Origin of the sequence: Xanthobacter nonsaccharivorans (assembly GCF_043194755.2) — a bacterium.
GTDB classification, from domain to species: domain Bacteria; phylum Pseudomonadota; class Alphaproteobacteria; order Rhizobiales; family Xanthobacteraceae; genus Xanthobacter; species Xanthobacter autotrophicus_G.
This window is the reverse complement of record NZ_CM195526.1, coordinates 1,050,028-1,068,384: the sequence shown is the minus strand read 5'-3', so window position 1 is coordinate 1,068,384 and position 18,357 is coordinate 1,050,028. Positions and strand designations below refer to the sequence as shown.

The following is an 18,357-nucleotide window of genomic DNA, read 5'->3' as shown; positions in this document are numbered from 1 at the left end:
CGGCAACGAACACGCGCCCGCCCTACCCTGCCAGCCCCTACCCCGCCAGCGCCGCGATCACCGCGTTCAGCACCGGGAAGCCGGCATCCGTCACCCGCAGGCGGTCGCCCGCCCGCGCCACGAGCCCCTCCGCCTCCAGCGCCGCCATGCGGCCGGCCTCCACATGCCCGCCGAGGCGGGCGTGGCGGGCGAGGTCCACGCCTTCCTTCAGGCGCAGGCCCATGAGCAGCATCTCGTCCGCCTGCTCCTCCAGCGCCAGCGCTTCGTCGCTGACAATGCCGTGGCCGGCGGCCTCCACACGCGCGAGCCAGCCTTCCGGCGCGCGCTCGGTGAAGGTGGCGCGGCGCTGCCCATCCACCAGCAGCCGCCCGTGGGCCCCGGCGCCGATGCCGGCATAGGTGCCGTAGCGCCAATAAATGAGGTTGTGCCGCGCCTCCGCCCCCGGCCGGGCGTGGTTCGAGACCTCGTAGGCGGGAAGCCCGGCCTCGGCGGTGACGGCCTGCGTCACGTCCCACAAGGCGCGGGACATGTCGTCATCCGGCAGGATGAGCTTGCCGGCGCCATACAGCCGCTCGAAGGGCGTGCCGGGCTCGATGGTCAGCTGATAGAGGGAGAGGTGCTCGCAGCCTTCGGCCAGCGCACGCCTCAGCTCGGCCGCCCAGCCTTCCGGGGTCTGGCGCGGGCGGGCGTAGATGAGGTCGAATGACACGCGCTGGAACACCCGGCGGGCGATGCCCACCGCCTCCAGCGCCTCCGCCACCGAATGCATGCGGCCGAGGCCCTTGAGGTCCGCGTCATCGAGCGCCTGCACCCCCAGCGACACCCGGTTGACCCCCGCCGCCCGGTAGCCTTGGAAGCGCTCCGCCTCCACCGAGGTGGGGTTGGCCTCCAGCGTCACCTCGGCGTCCGCCGTCAGCGGCCAGGCCGCGTCAATGGCCGCAAGGATGGCGCCCACCGTCTCCGGCGCCATGAGGGAGGGCGTGCCGCCGCCGAAGAACACCGTCTGCGCCCGCCGGGGACCGGAGAGGGCGCGCATGTGCGCGATCTCCCGCCGGAAGGCCGCGACGAAGCGCTCCTGGTCCGGCGCAGACTGGCGGACATGGCTGTTGAAGTCGCAATACGGGCACTTGGCCTTGCAGAAGGGCCAGTGGACATAGACGCCGAAGCCGCCCTGGGCATCCGCCTCGGCGGCGACGGCAGGACGCTGCGTGGTTTCAGTCGTTGCGGTAACGGTCATTGTCCTTTCACTCCGCCCCGCGTCCCGGCCACCTGCAACAAAGCGTAGCGCAGTGGAAGGCGGGCTGGGACCCCGCGCAAGAGATTGCCGAAGGCGCGTGCGAATGGACGCGACGCATGGGGCGCGCCCGCCGCGCCGGAGCCTGGCGCCGGGCCCCGGCCCGCCTTCCGCTGATGCTTCAGCCGGCCGGTGGACGCCGGGCTCATCCCCTCAGGCACGCCTGCGACAGCTTGAGGAAGGCCCGCGCCCGGTGGGACAGGCCGAAGCCCTTGGGCGGCATGGCATGCTTCTCGTCCGCCGTCATCTCGGCGAAGGTCTTCACATGGCCTTCGGGAAGGAACATGGGATCGTAGCCGAAGCCCTTGGCGCCCCGCGGCGGCCATACCAGGGTGCCGTCCACGGTGCCCTCGAACTCTTCCAGGTGCCCGTCCGGCCAGGCGATGCACAGCGCCGAGACGAAGCGGGCATGGCGCTGCTCCGGCGCGGCGGCGCCCACCTTCCTGAGTTCCGCCTCGACCTTCTCCATGGCCATCTCGAAGTCCCGGTCCGGCCCCGCCCAGCGGGCGGTATGGATGCCGGGCGCCCCGCCGAGCGCATCGATGACGAGGCCGGAATCGTCGGCGAAGGCGGGCAGGCTGGCGGCCATGGCCGCCGCCACCGCCTTCAGCCGGGCGTTGCCGGAAAAGGTGGTCTCCGTCTCCTCCGGCTCGCTCAGGCCCAGCTCGCCCGCGGACACCGCCTCCACCCCGTGGGGCTCCAGCAGCATCCGCATCTCGATGAGCTTGCCGGGATTGTGGGTCGCCACCACGAGGCGGCCGGTGAGCTGGCGGTGGCTCATCCGCCGATGGCCTGCTTCTGAAGGGCCACCAGCTCCGACACGCCGGCGCGGGCGAGGCCCAGCAGCGAGAGCAGCTCGTCCTGGGTGAAGGGGGTCTTCTCCGCCGTGCCCTGGATCTCGACGATGCCGCCGGTGCCGGTCATGACGAAGTTGGCGTCCGTCTCGGCCACCGAATCCTCGGCATAGTCGAGGTCGAGCACCGGGGCGCCCTCATAGATGCCGCAGGAGACCGCCGCCACATGGTCCTTCAGCGGCATCTCCTTGATCATGGAGCGCGAGCGCATCCAGCTGAGGCAGTCGTGCAGGGCGATCCAGGCGCCGGTGATGGAGGCGGTGCGGGTGCCGCCGTCGGCCTGGAGCACGTCGCAGTCGAGGGTGATCTGCTTCTCCCCCATGGCCACCAGGTCCGTCACCGAGCGCAGGGAGCGGCCGATGAGGCGCTGGATCTCCTGGGTCCGGCCGGACTGCTTGCCGGTCGTGGATTCGCGCCGGGTCCGGTCGTGGGTGGCGCGGGGCAGCATGGAGTATTCCGCCGTCACCCAGCCGCGGCCCTGGCCCTTCAGCCACGGCGGCAGGCGCTCCTCCAGCGTGGCGGAGACGAGCACGTGGGTGTCGCCGAACTTCACCAGGCAGGAGCCTTCCGCGTGGCGCATGACGCCCCGTTCAAAGGACACGGCGCGCATCTGGTCGGCGGCGCGCTTGCTGGGGCGCATGGGACATACCTCTTCATGGAACCATCGGGCGCCCCTTTTAGAGCGGGCGGGCGCAGGAGCCAAGCAAGGCGCGCCGGCGCCGCGCGGGAAACGCTTGAACAGGCGTGCCTTCGTGGCCACATAATACGGCACGCGGGCAAGGGCCCGTGCCGACAGTCAAAGCACGGAGGCAGGTGAAACGTGGCGCTCGATCCGTTCCTGCCCCTGACCTCCGGCGGCCTCGCCCAGATCGACCAGCGGGCGCGGGAGATTTTCCGCCAGATCGTGGAGAGCTACCTGGCCACCGGTGAGCCGGTCGGCTCGCGCAACATCTCGCGCCTCATCCCCATGACGCTCTCCCCCGCCTCCGTGCGCAACGTGATGGCGGACCTGGAGGCGGCGGGCCTCATCTTCGCCCCCCACACCAGCGCCGGGCGCCTGCCCACGGAACGCGGGCTGCGCTTCTTCGTCGATGCTCTGCTTGAGATCGGCGATATCAACGAGCGCGACCGCACCAATATTGAGACCCAGGTGATGGCCGCGGCCAAGTCCACCACGGTGGAGGGGGTGCTGCAGGAGGCCTCCACCCTGCTCTCCGGCCTCGCCCGGGGCGCAGGCGTTGTCACCGCTACGAAAACCGACCCCCGCCTGAAGCATGTGGAGTTCGTTCCGCTGGAGCCGGGGCGCGCCCTCGTCATCCTCGTCTCGGAGGACGGGCAGGTGGAGAACCGCGCCCTCCAATTGCCGCCCGGCCTGCCGATATCGGCTTTGACGGAGGCGACGAACTTCTTGAATGCCCATATCCGCGGCCGCACCCTCGCCGAGGCCCGCTCGGAGATGGAGAGCCTGCTCGCGGACCTGCGGCGGGACCTCGACACCCTCACCGCCCGGGTGGTGGAGGAAGGCCTCGCCACCTGGTCCGGAGCGGAGGAGGCGGGCGAGCGCAAGCTCATCGTCCGCGGCCAGGCCAAGCTGCTGGAAGACCTGAGGGCGCTTGAGGATCTGGAGCGCATCCGCCTGCTGTTCGACGACCTCGAGACCAAGCGGGAGGTGGTAGACCTGCTGGGCCGGGCCGAGGAAGCCCAGGCGCTGCGCATCTTCATCGGATCGGAGAACCGGCTGTTCTCCCTCTCCGGCTCCTCCACCATCGTCGCGCCCTACCGCGACGGGCAAGGCCGGGTGGTGGGGGTGCTCGGCGTCATCGGGCCCACCCGGCTCAATTACGGGCGCATCGTCCCCATGGTGGATTTCACCGCCCGCCTCGTCAGCCGCGTGCTCGGCGCGCCGGGAATGGATGCCGCCTGAGGCGCCAGGGATCGCCTCATCCTTGCGACAAGCCGTGCGCCACGTGTCGCGCAGACTTGATTTTTCCCGCACCCGCCCCGATATGCGCGGGGAAAGTTGGCCTCTGCCCTGCGCGAGCGGGGCGAATCTCAAGGCAGGGGAAGAAACCGGATGAGCGAGCAGAAGCGCGCGCCCGAAACCGGCGGCGACGCGAGCGAAAACGGTGCGGGCGTGAATGAGGCGACCGCCGAGGCGGAAGCCCTCGCCACCGCCGATGCGCAGATCAAGTCGGACGACGGCGAGCTCAAGCGTCTCGAGGGAGAGATCGCAAATCTCAAGGACAAGTTCCTGCGCGCCTTTGCGGAATCGGAAAACATCCGCCGCCGCGCGGAGAAGGAGGTCCAGGATGCCAAGACCTACGGCATCGCCTCCTTCGCCCGCGACATGCTGAACGTGGCGGACGACCTTTCCCGCGCGCTCGGCTCGGTGGAAGAGACGACCAGGGCATCGGCCGAAGGTCCCTTGAAGGCGCTGCTGGAAGGCTTGGAGCTGACCGAGCGCGGCCTTGGCAAGGCGCTGGAGAAGCACGGCATCCGCCGCATCGAGCCGAAGGGTGAGAAGTTCGATCCGAACCTCCACCAGGCCATGTTCGAGGTACCGGATCCCAACGTGCCGTCGGGCACGGTGGTGCAGGTGGTGCAGGCCGGCTACGTGATCGGCGAGCGCGTGCTGCGCCCTGCCATGGTGGGCGTCGCCCGCGGCGGACCGAAGGCCGAGGCCACCCCCAGCAAGGAAGCCGGGGCCGCCTGACCGGTCCATGAATACCGGACGAAAAAGCCGCGTGGGGCGTCCCGGCGCGGCTTTTTTCGTCTCAGGTCCGTCTCTGAGCGGGGGGCTTCAGGCTTCGCTGGAGGCCGAGGCATCGCGCCGGGCGGGCGCATTGCGCGAGGGGCCGCCGGAAAGCAGCTCCGCCAGCGCATCGGCAATCACGCGACTGGTGTAGGGCTTGGCCACCCGCGGCACATCCGTGAACTGGCGGGGCGCGCGCACCGTGCCCGTGTAGCCAGAGCAGAACAGGAAGGGGATGCCGCGGTCGGCCAAAATGGCCGCAGCGGGATAGACCGGCTCGCCATTAAGGTTCACGTCGAGAATGGCGACGTCCGCCTGCTCCACCATGGCCGCCTCCATGGCGGCCGAAAGGGTGGAGACGGGCCCCACCACACTATAGCCGAGTGACCGAAGGTTATCCTCCAGGCCAAGCGCGACGAGGAACTCGTCCTCGACCACCAGCACCCGAATTCCCGAATAATTCATCACTAAACGCCTGGCTGGACTGCCCCTTTCCAGCTCAACGGATGGAAGCCCGGAAAGGTTCCATCCGAAGCAAGCAAGAGACGAGCCGCCTGACGCCAAGCCGTCGGGCCGGGGATCAGTCCTTGGCGCGTTCCACGTAGGAGGCGTCGGCGGTCATGATGACCACGCGGGTGCCCGCGGAGATATGCGGCGGCACCATGGTGCGCACGCCATTGGAAAGCATGGCGGGCTTGTACGAGGAGGAAGCGGTCTGCCCCTTCACGGTGGGCTCGGTGTCCACGATCTCGAGGGTCACGCGGGCCGGCAGCTCGATGGCGATGGGCACGCCGTTGTGGGTGGAGAGCATGCATTCCATGCCTTCCTGGAGATACACGGACAGGTCGCCCATCACGTCCTTCGGCACGGTCACCTGATCGTAGGTTTCCGGGTTCATGAAGGTGTAGCCGTCCGAATCCTCGTACAGGAAGGTGTGCGGGCGATCTTCCACGAAGGCGCGCTCCACCTGCTCGGTGGTGCGGTAGCGCTCGGAGATCTTCACGCCGTCGGAGATGCGGCGCATGTCGAGCTGCGTGACCGGCGTGCCCTTGCCGGGGTGGATGTTCTCGGCGGTGAGCACCACGTACAGCTTGTCGTCGATGTCGACCACGTTGCCCTTGCGCAGAGAGCTGGCGATAACCTTGACCACGTCGCGTCTTCCTTGAACTAAGTAGCGGCGGCGTGCCGCTTGGGAGCGTCGGCGCGCAACATAGCGATCTTCGCGCGCAATGCCAGTCTCACCCCGCCTATAGGCCCCCGGACCCTGCCGGAACAAGGATTATCACGCCATGGCGGTATTTCATTCCGCGCCGAGCCCCTGGTGGAGCCCCCATGTGCATGCGGACCGGCGTCCGTTCCTGCTGGCGCGGGGACGTATCGCCTCGGCGCTGCGCGGCTTTTTCGCCGACGCGGGCTTCCTGGAGGTCGAGACGCCGGTGCTCCAGGTTTCGCCCGGCAACGAGGCGCACCTGCACGCCTTCGCCACCGATCTGATCGCCCCGGACGGGACCCGGCACCGCCTCTATCTGCGCACATCGCCGGAATTTGCGGCCAAGAAGCTGCTGGCGGCGGGGGAGCCCCGCATCTTCGAGATGGCCCGCGTGTTCCGCAACCGCGAGCGCGGCATGGCGCACCATCCCGAATTCACCATGCTGGAATGGTACCGCGCCGGCGCCCCTTATACGGAGCTGATGGACGACTGCGCGCGTCTCCTCGCTCTGGCGGCCAGGGCGGGCGGTGTCGAAACCTTTTCCTGGCGTGGGCGCACCTGCGATCCCTTCGCCCAGCCGGAGCGGCTTACGCTGGCCGCGGCCTTCGCGCGCCATGCGGACATTGACCTCGAAGCCCTCCTGCCCGCTCCCGGCGCCGCGCCGGACGCCCTGCCTTTCGCGGCTGTGGCGGCGGAGAAGGGCATCCGCACCGCGCCGGACGACACCTGGGCGGACATCTTCTCCCGCGTGCTGGTGGAGCGCATCGAGCCCCACCTCGGCAGCGGCCGGGCAACGGTGCTGTGCGAATATCCCGTGAGCGAGGCGGCGCTCGCCCGGCCCAAGCCGGACGATCCGCGCTTCGCCGAGCGCTTCGAGCTCTATGCCTGTGGGCTGGAGCTCGCCAATGCGTTCGGCGAGCTGACCGATCCGGCGGAGCAGAACCGGCGATTCGAGGCGGACATGGCCGAGAAGGAGCGCCTTTATGGGGAGCGCTACCCCATCGATGCCGATTTCCTCGCGGCCCTCGCCATCATGCCCGATGCGAGCGGCTGCGCCCTCGGCTTCGACCGCCTGGCCGCCCTCGCCTGCGGGGCCCGCCGCATCGAGGACGTGCTGTGGGCGCCGGTGGCGGCGCCCTGAGGCTGACCCGATCGCCGGCCGGCGGCTTTTTCGGAGGTCAGGAAATCTCGAACAGGGTCGAGAAGCCGGAGATGTCGAAGACTTCGCGGATCTGCGGCTGGAGCGAGGAGAGCGCCAGCTTGCGCTTGGCGCTGCGCATGGCCTTGCCCGCCACCAGCAACGCCCTGAGGCCCGACGAGGAGACGTAGTCCACCCCCGCGAGGTTGACGACGATGCCGCCCTCCGTGGTGGAGACGACCTCCATCAGGCTTGCCTCGAAGGGCTTCGCATTGGGCGTATCGAGCCGCCCGGCCACCTTCAGCACCACTTCGCTTCCGACCAGCTCACGCTCGATGTGCATCGGCCCCTACCCGCTTCAGATCTGCATCCGTACCGTCGGATGCCTCCCGCTTAGTCTCATTATCAGGGGTGCGCAACGCCACCGCAATGCGGCGCACCAGCCAGACGGCTCGCTCGAACAGGCTGGTGGCGAGCAGGAGCTGCCGCGTATCGGCTTCCAGGCCCGTGGCGGTGGCGGCAAGCTGGCGGCGAATCCTGTTGAGAAGCTCGCTGCGGTCGGCCGCCAGCGCGATGATCAGATCAAGATCGTCATCGCCCCCGTCCATGGCGTCCGCCAGGGACATGACGATGGTGCGCAGCGCCTCCGACAGGTTGAAGGCCAGCGGGGGAACATCCTCGAAGCCCTCGATCACCTCGGTGAAGTCGTGCAGCGTGTCCTGGAGGGTCCGCACCGTCTCCATCAGCGACTGGTGGTGGAGGGCGATGCGCAGGCTTTCGCGCGGCATGCCGCGGGCGATGAGATCGGCGAGGAAATGCTCGATGGCGAGCCCGACCGATGCGCCGCCGCGCCACATGCCGACCCGCACCGCCGCCTCCCCCTCCTCCGCCCGGTCGAGATCGGGCAGCAGCAGGGGCAAGAGGCGGATCAGCCGCACCGCCTCGCGCTCGGAGAGGTCGAGCGCCGTCGCCGGGTCCTCCAGCGCCTGCTCGTGGATGAAGCGTGGCCGCGAGGCGTCGTCCTCGACCGTGGGCGGACTGAGGGCGGCGGCGACCCTTTCCGCCGCACCGCGTCCGAAGGCCACCGGCACGGCGCCCGCCAGCTGCAGCAGGAAGAACAGCACCGAGATGGAGGCGGACGCGCGCCCGCCACCCTCAGCGGAGAGCCAGCCGAGCGGCTCCAGCCCCGCCGCCGCCGTCCCCGCGAACAGCAGGCCGACGATCAGGCACCCCACCGCCTTCACCAGCACATGCGCGTAGCACAGCTGTCGGCCGGTGCCCTCCAGTCCCCCGGCCGACAACAGGGCCGCGACGCCGGAGCCGAGATTGGCCCCCAGCACCATGAAGAAGGCCTCTGCGAGCCCGAAGAAATGCGCCTGGATCAACGCCACCACAAGGATGGTGGGGGTGGAGGAGGATTGGGTGAGGCACGAGACGACGAAGCCGAGCGCAAAGCCGATCCAGGGCGGCACGCCATCCTGGAGGAGGCTGGAGAAAGAGGAGATGTCGATCTCCCCCGGCCCCCGCTTGATGAAATCCAGGCCGAGCAGCGCGAGGGCGAGGCCCAGAGCGACGCCCATCCATTCCTTCAGCGCCGGCTTGCGGTCGAGCCTCAGGTGGTAGGAGAAGCCCACCGCCGCCAGGAGATAGAAGATCACGAGCCGGAAATCGATGGCGGCGATGAACACCAGAAGCGCCGTGCCCACATTGCCGCCGGCGACGATGGGGATGGCATCGCGGGTGGTGAAGACGCCGCCGCGCACGAGGTTGCCGCTGACCACCGCCACCGCATTGCTGGACTGGGTGGCAGCCCCGGCCAGCGCCCCGCACAAGAGGCCGACGAAAGGCGAGCGCGTGGCCCCGCGCAGCAGTCGCCGCACCTTGCGGCCCGTGGCCTGCTGGAGATGGGCCGACATGGTCTTCAGGCCCACGAACAGGAGCCCCAGGCCGGCCAGGATCTCCGCCGCGACGAGAGCCGGACCGGTCATGGCCGCGCCCTCACGCGGGGCGGCGCGCGACGAGGGTGAGGTGGTTTTCCTCTCCCTCGCGGGCATAGGCGAGGGTTTCCAGGAAATGCCGCATCAACTGCACCCCGTGGCCGCCGATCTTGGCATCCTCGATGGAATCGGGCACCTCCGGCTCGGCGAGCAGGGTGGGATCGAAGGGGATGCCGTTGTCGATCAGCTGCACCGCCACCCGTCCCTCGGGCAGCCGGTAGCATTCGATGCGGATCCGTGGGGCGGCATGCGTGCCCTGGAAGCCGTAGGAGACCACATTGGTCAGGGCCTCCTCGAGGCTCAGCTCGAGGGCGAAGCGGGTGGCCTCCGGCCAGCCCTCCTCCTCCGCCACGGCGCCGAGCCAGCTGGTGGCGTCGGTGATGTCGTCAATGGCCGCCCCCACGTCGAGGGCGGAGACCAGCGTGCCGGCAGCGGGCGCGGACATGGCTGCGGCCGTCAGTTCGGGCCGGACCCGACGCCCGCAACGGCGAGCGCCTCGTCCCGCGTGGCGTGGATGGTCACGAGCTGGTCGACGCCGGTGGACCTCAGCACCTTCTCCACCTGGGGATCGCAGGCGAACAGTCGCATCTCGCCCCCCTTCTTGTGCAGGCCCTTGGCGCCGGCGAGCAGCAGGCGGATGCCGATGGAAGCCATGAACGGCGTCCGCGAAAGATCGACGAGCAGCAGCCGCGCCGCGCCGCAGGCCACCTTGAAGTCCGGCTCCACCAGGGCGGCGCCGGCCATGTCGAGCCGCCCGTCCAGGCTGACGAGCACGATGTCCGGGCCGAGGGAAGTCCTCTCGATCTTCATGCAGCAGCGTCTCTCGTCGTCCCGCCGCGGGCGGGCCAGCTCACAGGTTGGTCGATTGCTGCGACAGTTTAGTGAAGTCGCGCCTCCGCGGAAATAGCCCGCTTACCCAAGGGCCGGCTTGCCGAAAATGACGCCGGGCGCGCCGGTCTCCAGCTGGCCGCGCGCATAGCCGCGCCATCCCTCGGCAAACAGCACCTTCTGCCGTTCGGTATCGAGCGGATCGACGACGATGGATGCCGCCGGATCGTAGCTGCTGCCGTCGCGCACCATGAGGTACCGCGCATAGCCGCCGAAGAAGAACTGGATGTCGCGGATGGGGAAGCCCTCGGCGAGCAGGTTGCACCAGCTCGGCGTGTTCACCGGCGCGGCGGTGGAAAACAGCAGCATGTCCGGCGGTGCGGCGGCGACGCGGGCGGCGATGAGCGCCCGCTGCAGATGCCGGCCCCGATACGCCGGCGCCACGCGCGCCCCGGCGAGCCGCCCCACCGGCGCGCCCGGCGGCAGGCCGAGGCTCTCGCGCGGGTCGTCCTTCGCCGCATGGTCATGCTGGAGGATGGCATAGGCGACGAGCAGCGGACCGTCGAACACGCCAACGAAGAAACCGCGCCCGGCGAAGATGCTCTCGAAATAGGCATGGCTCTCGGGCTTCACCACGTTGGGGTCGATCCTCGGGCCGACAGCCAGCAGGTTCAGCTCGTCCACCGCCGCCAGATCCGAAAGGGTGAGACGACGCAGCGTCAGATCCGATGAAACCGCCAACGCACCGCGCATCATGTAACCACTTCCGCATAGTTGAGCATCGCGATGGGGGGATAGATCCCCAGTTCCTTCGCGACCTTGAGATTGATGATGAGGGTGAAGCGCTTCACCGTCTCGATGGGGATGTCCTGCGGCGGGCGGCGATTGACGAGGATCGCCGCCGCCTTGGACGCGGCGAGCTGACCGACCGAATAGAAGCGGCTGACCAGCCCGACGAGCCCCTGCCCCTCGCGCATGAAGAATTCCGTCGCCCCGAAAGTGGGCAGGCCCACCGAGAGGGCGACCGGACCGACCCGGCCGAAGATGGAGGCAAGGAAGGTGTCGGCGGGCAGGTACAGCCAGTCGGCGCCGTTGGAGCGCATGGCGCGCACCATGTCCTCCACGCCGTCGGCGGTGGGGCGGTTGCCGTCCATGTTGAGGGGCTGGGCCACCACGGTCGCGCCGATGCCGGCGCAGAAGGCCTTCATCTCGTCGATGATGGCAAGCGAGTTCTTCTCGTTGGGCGAGTAGATCACGCCCACCTTCTTGAAGGCCTTGTAGCTCTGCATGGCGCGCATCTGCACATCGGTGGGAACCACGTGGACGGCGCCCGTCACGTTGCGGCCGGAGGAGATGAGCGAGGGGGCGATCTTCACCTGCACCGGCGCCGCCACCAGCGCGAACACCACCGGGATATCGCGCACGAAATTGGTGTCCGCCGGCGCGTCGTAGGGGCCCGCCACGGCCAGCGTGTTGGGCGTGCCGTAGGTGTAGATCAGATCCGGCTTGAAGGTGGGCAGGGCCTCCGCGAGGATGGGCTTCACCTTGGCCGCGTCGCGCTCCACGTCACGGGTGAGAAACTCCACCTTGATCTCGTTGGCGGCGAAATAGTCGCGGAAGCCGCGCTCCACGTCGGTGTCGCCGCGGAACGTCAGCATCAGGATGCGGAACGGTCCGGACTGGGCCTGGGCGCGGGCGAGCCCGCCGGTGAGGGTCGCGGCGCCGGCGCCGAGGCCCAGGGCAAGAAGCGAGCGGCGGTCCATCAGGCGGAGCCTCCTTCGGATGCGGCGGCCGATGCGGCGCGGCGGGAGTGTACGGCGGGTCCTCCGCGCCCGGATAGCCTAAAGATGAGCGCCCCCGCTACAACCACCGCGCCGAGAAATGCCGTTGCGGAGGCAAATCCCAGTGTCGCCAACAGAAATCCGGCGCTGGCCGGCCCGGCGGCGTTGCCGGAGCGCTCCACCAGCCGGAACAGGCCGAGCACGCCGGCGGCCCGCGCCCCGCCCATGGCGGTCGCCGTGTCCGCGACCAAAGCCGACTGGGATGCGATGGACATGGCCTGCCCGTAGCCGAGGGCGACGAGGGCGACGACGATCAGGGCGATGGAGGGCTGGAGCGGCACCAGCACAGCGCCGATGCCGGAGACGAGGGCGCCCGCCACCACGAAGCCGTGGCGCATTTCATACTTGTCGGCCAGGGCGGCGAAGAAGGGCACCGCCACCACCATGATGATGGGATAGATCATCTGGAACCGGCCGATGGCCGCGGCCGAATAGCCCTGGTGCTGCAACTCCAGGGGCACCAGCAGGAAGCACAAGGCAGCGAACAGGAACTTGGCCGGGAAGGCGCAGCCGAACAGCAGCGCCAGGAGGCCCGGCGCCCGTGCCGCCTGCTTGAGGTCCGAAAGGCCGATGCCGGGACCCGCGTGGGCATTCCTGGCACGGCCCGGCAGGGTGAGGCCGGCCACCGCGAGGGCCACCAGCGCCAGGCCGCAGGAGGTGGAGAAGGCGGCCCAGGCGCCCAGCCGGTCGGCGATCACGCCACCGATAGGCGGGCCGCACAGGCTCGCCACCATGATGGCGCGCACGAACACCGCAAGCGCCGCGGCGCGGGCCGCGCCCGCCGAATGGTCCACCACGTGTCCCTGCGCCGAGACGAACACCAGCGCATAGCCGATGGCGGTGGCGATCCGCGCGGCGATGAAGAGGCCATAGGAAGGGCTGACCGCCGAGAGCGCGTAGCCGGCAGCAGCCAGCAGCGCCCCGGCGAGGAAGCCGTTGCGCCGTCCAAACCGCTCGGACACGCCGGCAAACGGCACCTGGCAGAGCGCCACCACTGCCATGAAGGCGACGATGGGCAGGCTCGCGGCCAGATCCGGCGCGACTCCGCCACCCGCGCCCAGCGCCTGCGCGAACCGCGGCAGGAACGGGCGGGTAAGTTCCTCGGCGAGCATGAACAGGAACAGGGCGGGCCGCACCGCCACCGCCGCCTGGCTTTCCACCGGCTGCACCTGGCCGAGGCCGGTACGCTCCCCCACTTCGTCGAGCCGGGCGAGCGCATCCCGGTCGCCCCGATGCTCCGCCTCCGCGCGCAGCCGGGCATGGCGCGCGCCCAGCGCATCCATGTGGCGGTCGATGGGCGAGATGAGGCCGCGCGCGCTGGTGCCGGCGCCGGTGTCGTGCCGCGCCAGCCGGCCGCGGGCGAGCGCGCGCAGCCGCTGCTCCACGGCGACGAGGGCCTCGATGCCGCTCGAGCCGACCACCAGCGCCACCAGTTCCAGCGCCACCAGCAGCGAGACGATGCCGATGAAGGCCACGTCCACCAGCACCGCCGCCACCTGCGCGGACACTGCGGAGGGATCGATGACGATCACCAGGTCGCCCACGTGCCTCCCGTCCCGGTCGGTGACCGGTGTGGTCACGGAGGGCGCGTCCACAAAGCCGGAGGCGTCGCCCGAACGGGCGAGGACGCTGCCGTCCTGGCCGACGAGGATCATCTCGGCGAACTCGACGTTGGCGTCCCTGAGGTCGTCGAAATAGTCGGAGACGCCCACCAGCTTCTCGAACGGTATGCCGAGGGTCTGGGCCCGCTCCACCAGGCCGGCCGCCGAGCGGCCGACCGAATTGGCCTTGGCGGTGATCTCGGGCACGATGGTGCGGTTCGCCGCCCGCTGCGCGCCCCAGCCGATGACGGCCAGCGCGGCGCACAGGACGATGGCGATGGCGATGGAAATGCCGCCGCGCAGACCGATCATGCGCCCCTCCGCCCCCCTTCGGGGTCGACGCCCACCCGCCGGTGTACGGAAGCCGCGGCGGCAAGGGCCGCCTTCGCCGCCGGCGGCCACAGGGCCGGCTCGGCGGCCCGCCGGACCGCCCGGCGCAGGGCGGCAGCAAGCAGCATGCCGATCAGGATGGTGGCGAGACAGGCCCCGCCGAGGGTGGGCAGCGCGATCCGCTGCAGGTCGCCGCCCAGGGCGTCGGCGCCGGTGGCGAGGATCGCCCGGTCATAGCGCACCACGACGCTGCCGATGGTCTGGCCGAGGTCGTTGCGCACCGGGGCGACCACCCGCCCGCCGCCGCCATCCGCCGCCGGGACGCCGGGACGCGCGGGATCGCTGGAGAACAGCACCGTCCCGCGCTCGTCCACAAGGTCCATGGACTGGACCGCCTTCTCGATTCGGCTTTCCCGGGAGAGGATCTCGCTGACCGTCTGCTGCGCCGGCAGGGCGATGCCGAGGGAGGCAGCCTGCCCTGCCACGTCCGCCACGCGCTGCGCCGTGATGACGAATCGCGCCTCGACCGTCGCCTTGTGGGCGTTGAGCAGGGTCACGTAGGAAAAATAGGCTCCGAACGAGACGCAGGCCGCCGCGATCAGCGCGAACACCGCGATCAGTCCGAGGGTCGTCCGCGTCATGTCCCCAGCATCCGGGTGGAGGGTTGCGCCAGCCGGCAAGTGCTCCGTGCCAAGCCCTTCATGCCACGAAAAGTCGACTGACATTGAAGGTTTTTTCGCCGCGCCGGAGTTTTTTGTCTGGTTTGGTTCCCGGAGCCCGGTTAACGTCCCGCCGGTCATCCTTCCAAAGTTTTGCGCATGACTTTCGTAAGCCGGCTCATCCTGGTTGCCGCCCTCTCCGTGATCGCCGCCGTGGTGGCGGTCGCGGTGATTGCGTTCAATGCAAGCGACCGGGTGGGCGCCGAGATCGAGCGGGCCCGCGTCTCCAATCTGCTCGGCACCCTCAGGGGCTCCACCGAGGCGAATCTCTCCATCGGCCTGCAGCTGGACCAGGTGTCGCTGCTGCAGCCGCGGATCGAGCGGGAGAAGGCGGGCGACCCCTCCATCCTCGCCATCGACGTGTTCAACGCCGCCGGGCGCGCCATCTTCTCCACCGATCGCAGCGTGATCGGCGAGGAGGTGAGCCCGGGCTGGGTGCGCCGGCTCAACACCGACGAAGTCTGGACCACAGTGGAGCGCGGGGATACGGTGTTCGGCATACGCTTCGAGAACGACCTCGGCGTCGCCGGCGGCATCTCCATCACCGTATCCGACGAGGCGCGCTCGGCGCGCGCGGACCGCCTCGGCCTCGACCTTGCGACGCGCACCGCCTCCCTGAGCGTTGTCGCGGCGCTGCTTGCCGCCGCGGCCGCCGGCATCTTCGTCTATGTCCTCACACGCCCATTCGACCGGGTGGCCCGCATCCTGCGCGACGACGGGACCACCGCACGGGAGGACGGCACCCTTTCGGTGCTTGCGGAAAGCACCCTGCACAGCTGGCGGCAGGCGGAAGCCCAGGTGGACCGCGGCCTTGGCCAGCTTGGAGCCCTCGACGATGCAGCCTGAGCCCCCCGAAGGCGGGCGCGGGCGCCTGCTCACCGGCCTGTTCGCGCTGATCCTGACCCTGGTGCTCGGCGGTGCCGCCGCGGCCCTGCTGGTGGACGGCTATCGGGCGCGGGTGGAGGAGAGCGCCCGGCGCGACGCCCTCGTCATCGGCACCTCGGTCGCCCGCACTCTCGCCCTGCAGTTCGAGAAGGCGGCGCGGTTCGGCATTCCCCTGAAGCTGCTGCCCGGCGTCGAATCCCATCTGTCGGAGACCCTGGCCCGGACCCCGGGGCTGACGCAGATCGTGCTGCGCGGCGCCGACGGGCGCGAGATCCGCAGCGCCATCGGCGAGCAGCAGGGCGCTGATTCGGTGAGCGCGCCGGTGGTGGTGGACGGCAACACCGTGGCCTCGGTGGAAGTCACCACCAATCCCGCGGCGCTCGCCACCTCCTTCGCCGACATCGGGGTGAAGGCGGCGGTGGTGGTGGTCATCTGCGCGGCCCTCTCCGCCCTCGCCGCGGGCCTGCTGGTGGGCTCCGGCATCGAGCGGGCCCGGGACCGGCTGACGGCGGGAATGATTCGGGCCGTGGAAGGCGACTTCGGCACCGGCGAGGACACCGGACGGCGCATGCGCGGCGGCTCGCAGCACGGTGCCGTGGGCCGCGCCTTGCGGGAGCTCCAGCACGGCAACCGCCGCGTGGTGGAGCGGCGCGCCGTGTTCGAATCCTATGCGGAGGAGCTTCTCGCGGTTGATTTCGACGGCGGGCTCAGGCCGGACGTGGAGCGCGTGCGGCGCGAGGTGATGGCACCGCCCGCCCGCGCCGAGAAGGGGCGTATGGTCTGATGCTGCTGCGCACCCGCATCACGCTCATCGTCGCGCTCGGCTTCACCCTGCTGATGCTCGGCATCTGGGGCGCCACCGTCCTGCGCGACCGGGTCGCCCAGGAGCGGGAGGGCGAGCTCGCCATCGACGGGCAGACCGTCCTGTGGCGCGAGATCGTCGCCTTCCAGACCGCCAATCTCGGCCGCATCCTGGAGCGCGTGGATTCGTCATCCGCCTTCCGCATCGCCCTCGGCTTCAGCGACCGGCAGGGCGTCACCGGCGCGTTGCAGGAGCTCGGCGTCAACATCGCCGACGACGATACCTATTTCGAAGTGTTCGGCGCCGACCGCGAGGTCATCTTCAGCGATGGCGGCGCCACGGTGCGCTACCTGCTCGACGCCGGCAGCGCCGACCGCGCGCTCAAGGGCGAGGTGCTCTCCGGCCTGAGGCAGGTGAGCGCCACGCAGGTGGTGGTGCTCACCACCCGCACCGTCGAGCTGCCCGGCCGCGGCGTGGCGGTGCTGGTGCTCGGGCGCAATGCGGCCCTGGGCATGGAGCGCTTCGCCCGCGGGCTCAGTGCCACCTCCACCCTGGTCACCCTGCGCGGCCGCGTGGTGGCCTCCACCGATTTCCGCCTGTGGGAGCGCGCCAAGCTCTCCATCACGCCCCGCCGCCCGAAGGCGGACCGGCTGACCCTCGACGGGCGGATCTACAATGTCACCTCCATCCCGGTGGGCGACATCTCCGGCAGCGCCGTGGGCGCGCTGGTGAGCATGGTGGACACCACCAAGACGGTGGAGGCCACCGCCTTCATCCGCCAGTGGGCCGCGGGCGGGGCCATCGCGCTGGTGCTGCTGGGCGTCGTCGGGCTCAACGTCTTTCTCTGGTACAGCTTCCGCCCGCTGGAAGCCGCCATCGACGTGCTCCAGGCCCTGTCGCGGGGCGACACCTCGGTCACCGTCGGCCACATCGGCAATGACGAGATCGGCCGCATCGCCTCGGCGGTGGTGGCGCTGCGCGGCAACGTGCAGGCGCTGGCTGAATCCCGCCGCCAGCGCGAGCGCGTCCGCCGCCGCCAGGAGGCGGTGATCCGCAACGAGCTGCAGGCGCTGGCCGACGCCATCGACCCCACGGACCGGGAAGAGGTGCTGGCCCTGCTCGCCAAGAGCGGCGAGGGCAGCGACCCGCAGCATGACGACGAGCTGAAGCGCGTCGCCCGGGTGCTGCACGACCTCTCCCGCCGCATCGTCGAGCAGCACACCCGCCTGTCCTCCATGGTCGTGGAGCTGCGCGAGGCTCTTATCACCAAGACCAAGCTCGCCGGCCTGCAGCAGGAGCTGGAGATCGCCCGCCAGGTGCAGCTCGCCATCCTGCCCAAGGAATTCCATCCGGATGCCCGCGTCGCCGTGCACGGCCAGATGACGCCGGCGCGCGAGGTGGGCGGCGACTTCTACGATTACTTCATGATCGACGACACCACCCTCGGCTTCGTGGTGGCGGACGTCTCGGGCAAGGGCGTGCCGGCGGCCCTCTTCATGGCCATCTCGCGCACGCTCCTGCGTTCCACCGCCCTGTTCGAGCGCTCGCCGGCGGGCTGCATCCGCCGCCTCAACGACCTCCTGGCGGTGGAGAACGAGCAGATGCTGTTCGTCACCGTGCTCTACGGTGTCATCGACCTGTCCTCCGGGCGCGTCACTTATGTGAATGCCGGCCACAACCTGCCCTATCGCGTTGCCCGCTCGGGCGAGGTCAGCACCGTGCCGAGCACGGGAGGCATGGCGGTGGCGGTGCTGGAGGGCTTCGTCTATGCGGAGCACGAGCTGCACCTCGCCCCGGGGGACACGCTTTTCCTTTACACCGACGGCGTGACCGAGGCGTTCGACGTGGACACGGCGCCCTACGGCGAGGAACGGCTGGAGGAGTTGCTGCGCTCCGGCGCCTCCGAATGGTCGGTGCACGAACTGTCCGAGCGGGTGCTCGCCTCCGTCCATGTCTTCGAGCGCGGGGCCCCCCAGGCCGACGACATCACCTGCCTCGCGCTGCGCTATTTCGGCGGGCACGGGCCGCGCCGGACGAGATAGGATCGCGCCGGCCAGGGTGCGCGAGCTGAAGTTGCACGAGGTGAGGGAGAACCCTCACCCGAAC

The 18,357-nt window shown here is 69.9% G+C and carries 19 protein-coding genes; 6 read left to right on the top strand and 13 right to left on the bottom strand.

Annotation, left to right across the window (positions count from 1 at the left end):
• Positions 1-37: 37 nt before the first annotated feature.
• The 3 genes from hemW to rph all read right to left on the bottom strand — a co-directional run bounded on the left by hemW (position 38) and on the right by rph (position 2,788).
• Complete coding sequence (gene hemW, locus V5F59_RS04870; protein ID WP_393979989.1) at positions 38-1,237, bottom strand: radical SAM family heme chaperone HemW; 1,200 nt, start codon at positions 1,235-1,237, stop codon at positions 38-40.
• A 202-nt stretch (positions 1,238-1,439) separates the two neighbouring features.
• Positions 1,440-2,075: an RdgB/HAM1 family non-canonical purine NTP pyrophosphatase gene (gene rdgB, locus V5F59_RS04865; protein ID WP_393979991.1), complete on the bottom strand. Its 636-nt coding sequence runs from the start codon at positions 2,073-2,075 to the stop codon at positions 1,440-1,442.
• Positions 2,072-2,788, bottom strand: coding sequence for a ribonuclease PH (gene rph, locus V5F59_RS04860; RefSeq protein WP_393979993.1), 717 nt, complete (start codon positions 2,786-2,788; stop codon positions 2,072-2,074). Before rph ends, rdgB begins: the two co-directional genes overlap by 4 nt.
• Positions 2,789-2,968: 180 nt before the next feature.
• Between rph and hrcA the strand changes: the two genes are divergently transcribed.
• Positions 2,969-4,072 (top strand): heat-inducible transcriptional repressor HrcA, encoded by a 1,104-nt coding sequence (hrcA, locus tag V5F59_RS04855; RefSeq protein ID WP_393979995.1) that lies wholly within the window; start codon positions 2,969-2,971, stop codon positions 4,070-4,072.
• Positions 4,073-4,222: 150 nt separating this feature from the next.
• Positions 4,223-4,861 carry a nucleotide exchange factor GrpE gene (grpE, locus tag V5F59_RS04850; protein WP_393979997.1) on the top strand — a complete coding sequence of 213 codons (639 nt, stop codon included), beginning with the start codon at positions 4,223-4,225 and terminating at the stop codon, positions 4,859-4,861.
• A gap of 87 nt (positions 4,862-4,948) precedes the next feature.
• Here the strand turns inward: grpE and V5F59_RS04845 are convergent, their stop codons facing one another.
• Both V5F59_RS04845 and efp read right to left on the bottom strand, forming a co-directional pair.
• On the bottom strand, positions 4,949-5,365 hold the full coding sequence (locus V5F59_RS04845; RefSeq protein ID WP_393979999.1) for a response regulator: 417 nt from the start codon (positions 5,363-5,365) through the stop codon (positions 4,949-4,951).
• 115 nt (positions 5,366-5,480) lie between these two features.
• Positions 5,481-6,050: an elongation factor P gene (efp, locus tag V5F59_RS04840; protein WP_393980001.1), complete on the bottom strand. Its 570-nt coding sequence runs from the start codon at positions 6,048-6,050 to the stop codon at positions 5,481-5,483.
• A 139-nt stretch (positions 6,051-6,189) separates the two neighbouring features.
• Here efp and epmA point away from each other — a divergent pair, with 139 nt between their 5' ends.
• Positions 6,190-7,251, top strand: coding sequence for an EF-P lysine aminoacylase EpmA (epmA, locus tag V5F59_RS04835; RefSeq protein WP_393980003.1), 1,062 nt, complete (start codon positions 6,190-6,192; stop codon positions 7,249-7,251).
• A gap of 37 nt (positions 7,252-7,288) precedes the next feature.
• Here the strand turns inward: epmA and V5F59_RS04830 are convergent, their stop codons facing one another.
• From V5F59_RS04830 to V5F59_RS04795, 8 genes are all read right to left on the bottom strand, one after another.
• The gene (locus V5F59_RS04830) at positions 7,289-7,591 is read right to left on the bottom strand and encodes an STAS domain-containing protein (RefSeq protein ID WP_393980005.1); all 303 of its coding nucleotides are present in this window, start codon (positions 7,589-7,591) and stop codon (positions 7,289-7,291) included.
• Positions 7,575-9,236, bottom strand: a complete 1,662-nt coding sequence (locus V5F59_RS04825) for a Na/Pi symporter (RefSeq protein ID WP_393980007.1) — start codon at positions 9,234-9,236, stop codon at positions 7,575-7,577. Before V5F59_RS04825 ends, V5F59_RS04830 begins: the two co-directional genes overlap by 17 nt.
• Before the next feature lie 10 nt (positions 9,237-9,246).
• On the bottom strand, positions 9,247-9,690 hold the full coding sequence (locus V5F59_RS04820; RefSeq protein WP_393980009.1) for an ATP-binding protein: 444 nt from the start codon (positions 9,688-9,690) through the stop codon (positions 9,247-9,249).
• 11 nt (positions 9,691-9,701) lie between these two features.
• Positions 9,702-10,055, bottom strand: a complete 354-nt coding sequence (locus V5F59_RS04815) for an STAS domain-containing protein (RefSeq protein ID WP_393980011.1) — start codon at positions 10,053-10,055, stop codon at positions 9,702-9,704.
• 102 nt (positions 10,056-10,157) lie between these two features.
• A complete protein-coding gene (locus tag V5F59_RS04810; RefSeq protein ID WP_393980013.1) occupies positions 10,158-10,829 on the bottom strand; it encodes a hypothetical protein in 672 nt (223 codons plus the stop codon).
• Entirely contained in the window at positions 10,826-11,836 is a 1,011-nt protein-coding gene (locus tag V5F59_RS04805; RefSeq protein WP_393980015.1) for an ABC transporter substrate-binding protein, read from the bottom strand. Before V5F59_RS04805 ends, V5F59_RS04810 begins: the two co-directional genes overlap by 4 nt.
• A complete protein-coding gene (locus tag V5F59_RS04800; protein WP_393980017.1) occupies positions 11,836-13,827 on the bottom strand; it encodes an MFS transporter in 1,992 nt (663 codons plus the stop codon). The genes V5F59_RS04805 and V5F59_RS04800 overlap by 1 nt, the downstream gene beginning before the upstream one ends.
• The gene (locus V5F59_RS04795; RefSeq protein WP_393980019.1) at positions 13,824-14,486 is read right to left on the bottom strand and encodes a hypothetical protein; all 663 of its coding nucleotides are present in this window, start codon (positions 14,484-14,486) and stop codon (positions 13,824-13,826) included. Before V5F59_RS04795 ends, V5F59_RS04800 begins: the two co-directional genes overlap by 4 nt.
• A gap of 177 nt (positions 14,487-14,663) precedes the next feature.
• On the opposite strand from V5F59_RS04795, the gene V5F59_RS04790 reads away from it, so the two are divergent.
• From V5F59_RS04790 to V5F59_RS04780, 3 genes are read left to right on the top strand one after another with little or no spacing between them, the layout of a single operon-like run.
• On the top strand, positions 14,664-15,410 hold the full coding sequence (locus tag V5F59_RS04790) for a hypothetical protein (protein WP_393980021.1): 747 nt from the start codon (positions 14,664-14,666) through the stop codon (positions 15,408-15,410).
• Positions 15,400-16,233, top strand: coding sequence for a hypothetical protein (locus V5F59_RS04785; RefSeq protein ID WP_393980023.1), 834 nt, complete (start codon positions 15,400-15,402; stop codon positions 16,231-16,233). Before V5F59_RS04790 ends, V5F59_RS04785 begins: the two co-directional genes overlap by 11 nt.
• Positions 16,233-18,293: a SpoIIE family protein phosphatase gene (locus tag V5F59_RS04780; protein ID WP_393980024.1), complete on the top strand. Its 2,061-nt coding sequence runs from the start codon at positions 16,233-16,235 to the stop codon at positions 18,291-18,293. The genes V5F59_RS04785 and V5F59_RS04780 overlap by 1 nt, the downstream gene beginning before the upstream one ends.
• The last annotated feature ends 64 nt before the right edge of the window (positions 18,294-18,357 follow it).

Coding starts and splice junctions, on each gene's coding strand:
- hemW (WP_393979989.1), bottom strand. CDS start 1,237: ATGACCGTTACCGCAACGACTGAAACCACGCAGCGTCCTGCCGTCGCC.
- rdgB (WP_393979991.1), bottom strand. CDS start 2,075: ATGAGCCACCGCCAGCTCACCGGCCGCCTCGTGGTGGCGACCCACAAT.
- rph (WP_393979993.1), bottom strand. CDS start 2,788: ATGCGCCCCAGCAAGCGCGCCGCCGACCAGATGCGCGCCGTGTCCTTT.
- grpE (WP_393979997.1), top strand. CDS start 4,223: ATGAGCGAGCAGAAGCGCGCGCCCGAAACCGGCGGCGACGCGAGCGAA.
- V5F59_RS04845 (WP_393979999.1), bottom strand. CDS start 5,365: ATGAATTATTCGGGAATTCGGGTGCTGGTGGTCGAGGACGAGTTCCTC.
- epmA (WP_393980003.1), top strand. CDS start 6,190: ATGGCGGTATTTCATTCCGCGCCGAGCCCCTGGTGGAGCCCCCATGTG.
- V5F59_RS04830 (WP_393980005.1), bottom strand. CDS start 7,591: ATGCACATCGAGCGTGAGCTGGTCGGAAGCGAAGTGGTGCTGAAGGTG.
- V5F59_RS04825 (WP_393980007.1), bottom strand. CDS start 9,236: ATGACCGGTCCGGCTCTCGTCGCGGCGGAGATCCTGGCCGGCCTGGGG.
- V5F59_RS04820 (WP_393980009.1), bottom strand. CDS start 9,690: ATGTCCGCGCCCGCTGCCGGCACGCTGGTCTCCGCCCTCGACGTGGGG.
- V5F59_RS04815 (WP_393980011.1), bottom strand. CDS start 10,055: ATGAAGATCGAGAGGACTTCCCTCGGCCCGGACATCGTGCTCGTCAGC.
- V5F59_RS04810 (WP_393980013.1), bottom strand. CDS start 10,829: ATGATGCGCGGTGCGTTGGCGGTTTCATCGGATCTGACGCTGCGTCGT.
- V5F59_RS04805 (WP_393980015.1), bottom strand. CDS start 11,836: ATGGACCGCCGCTCGCTTCTTGCCCTGGGCCTCGGCGCCGGCGCCGCG.
- V5F59_RS04800 (WP_393980017.1), bottom strand. CDS start 13,827: ATGATCGGTCTGCGCGGCGGCATTTCCATCGCCATCGCCATCGTCCTG.
- V5F59_RS04795 (WP_393980019.1), bottom strand. CDS start 14,486: ATGACGCGGACGACCCTCGGACTGATCGCGGTGTTCGCGCTGATCGCG.
- V5F59_RS04790 (WP_393980021.1), top strand. CDS start 14,664: ATGACTTTCGTAAGCCGGCTCATCCTGGTTGCCGCCCTCTCCGTGATC.
- V5F59_RS04785 (WP_393980023.1), top strand. CDS start 15,400: ATGCAGCCTGAGCCCCCCGAAGGCGGGCGCGGGCGCCTGCTCACCGGC.
- V5F59_RS04780 (WP_393980024.1), top strand. CDS start 16,233: ATGCTGCTGCGCACCCGCATCACGCTCATCGTCGCGCTCGGCTTCACC.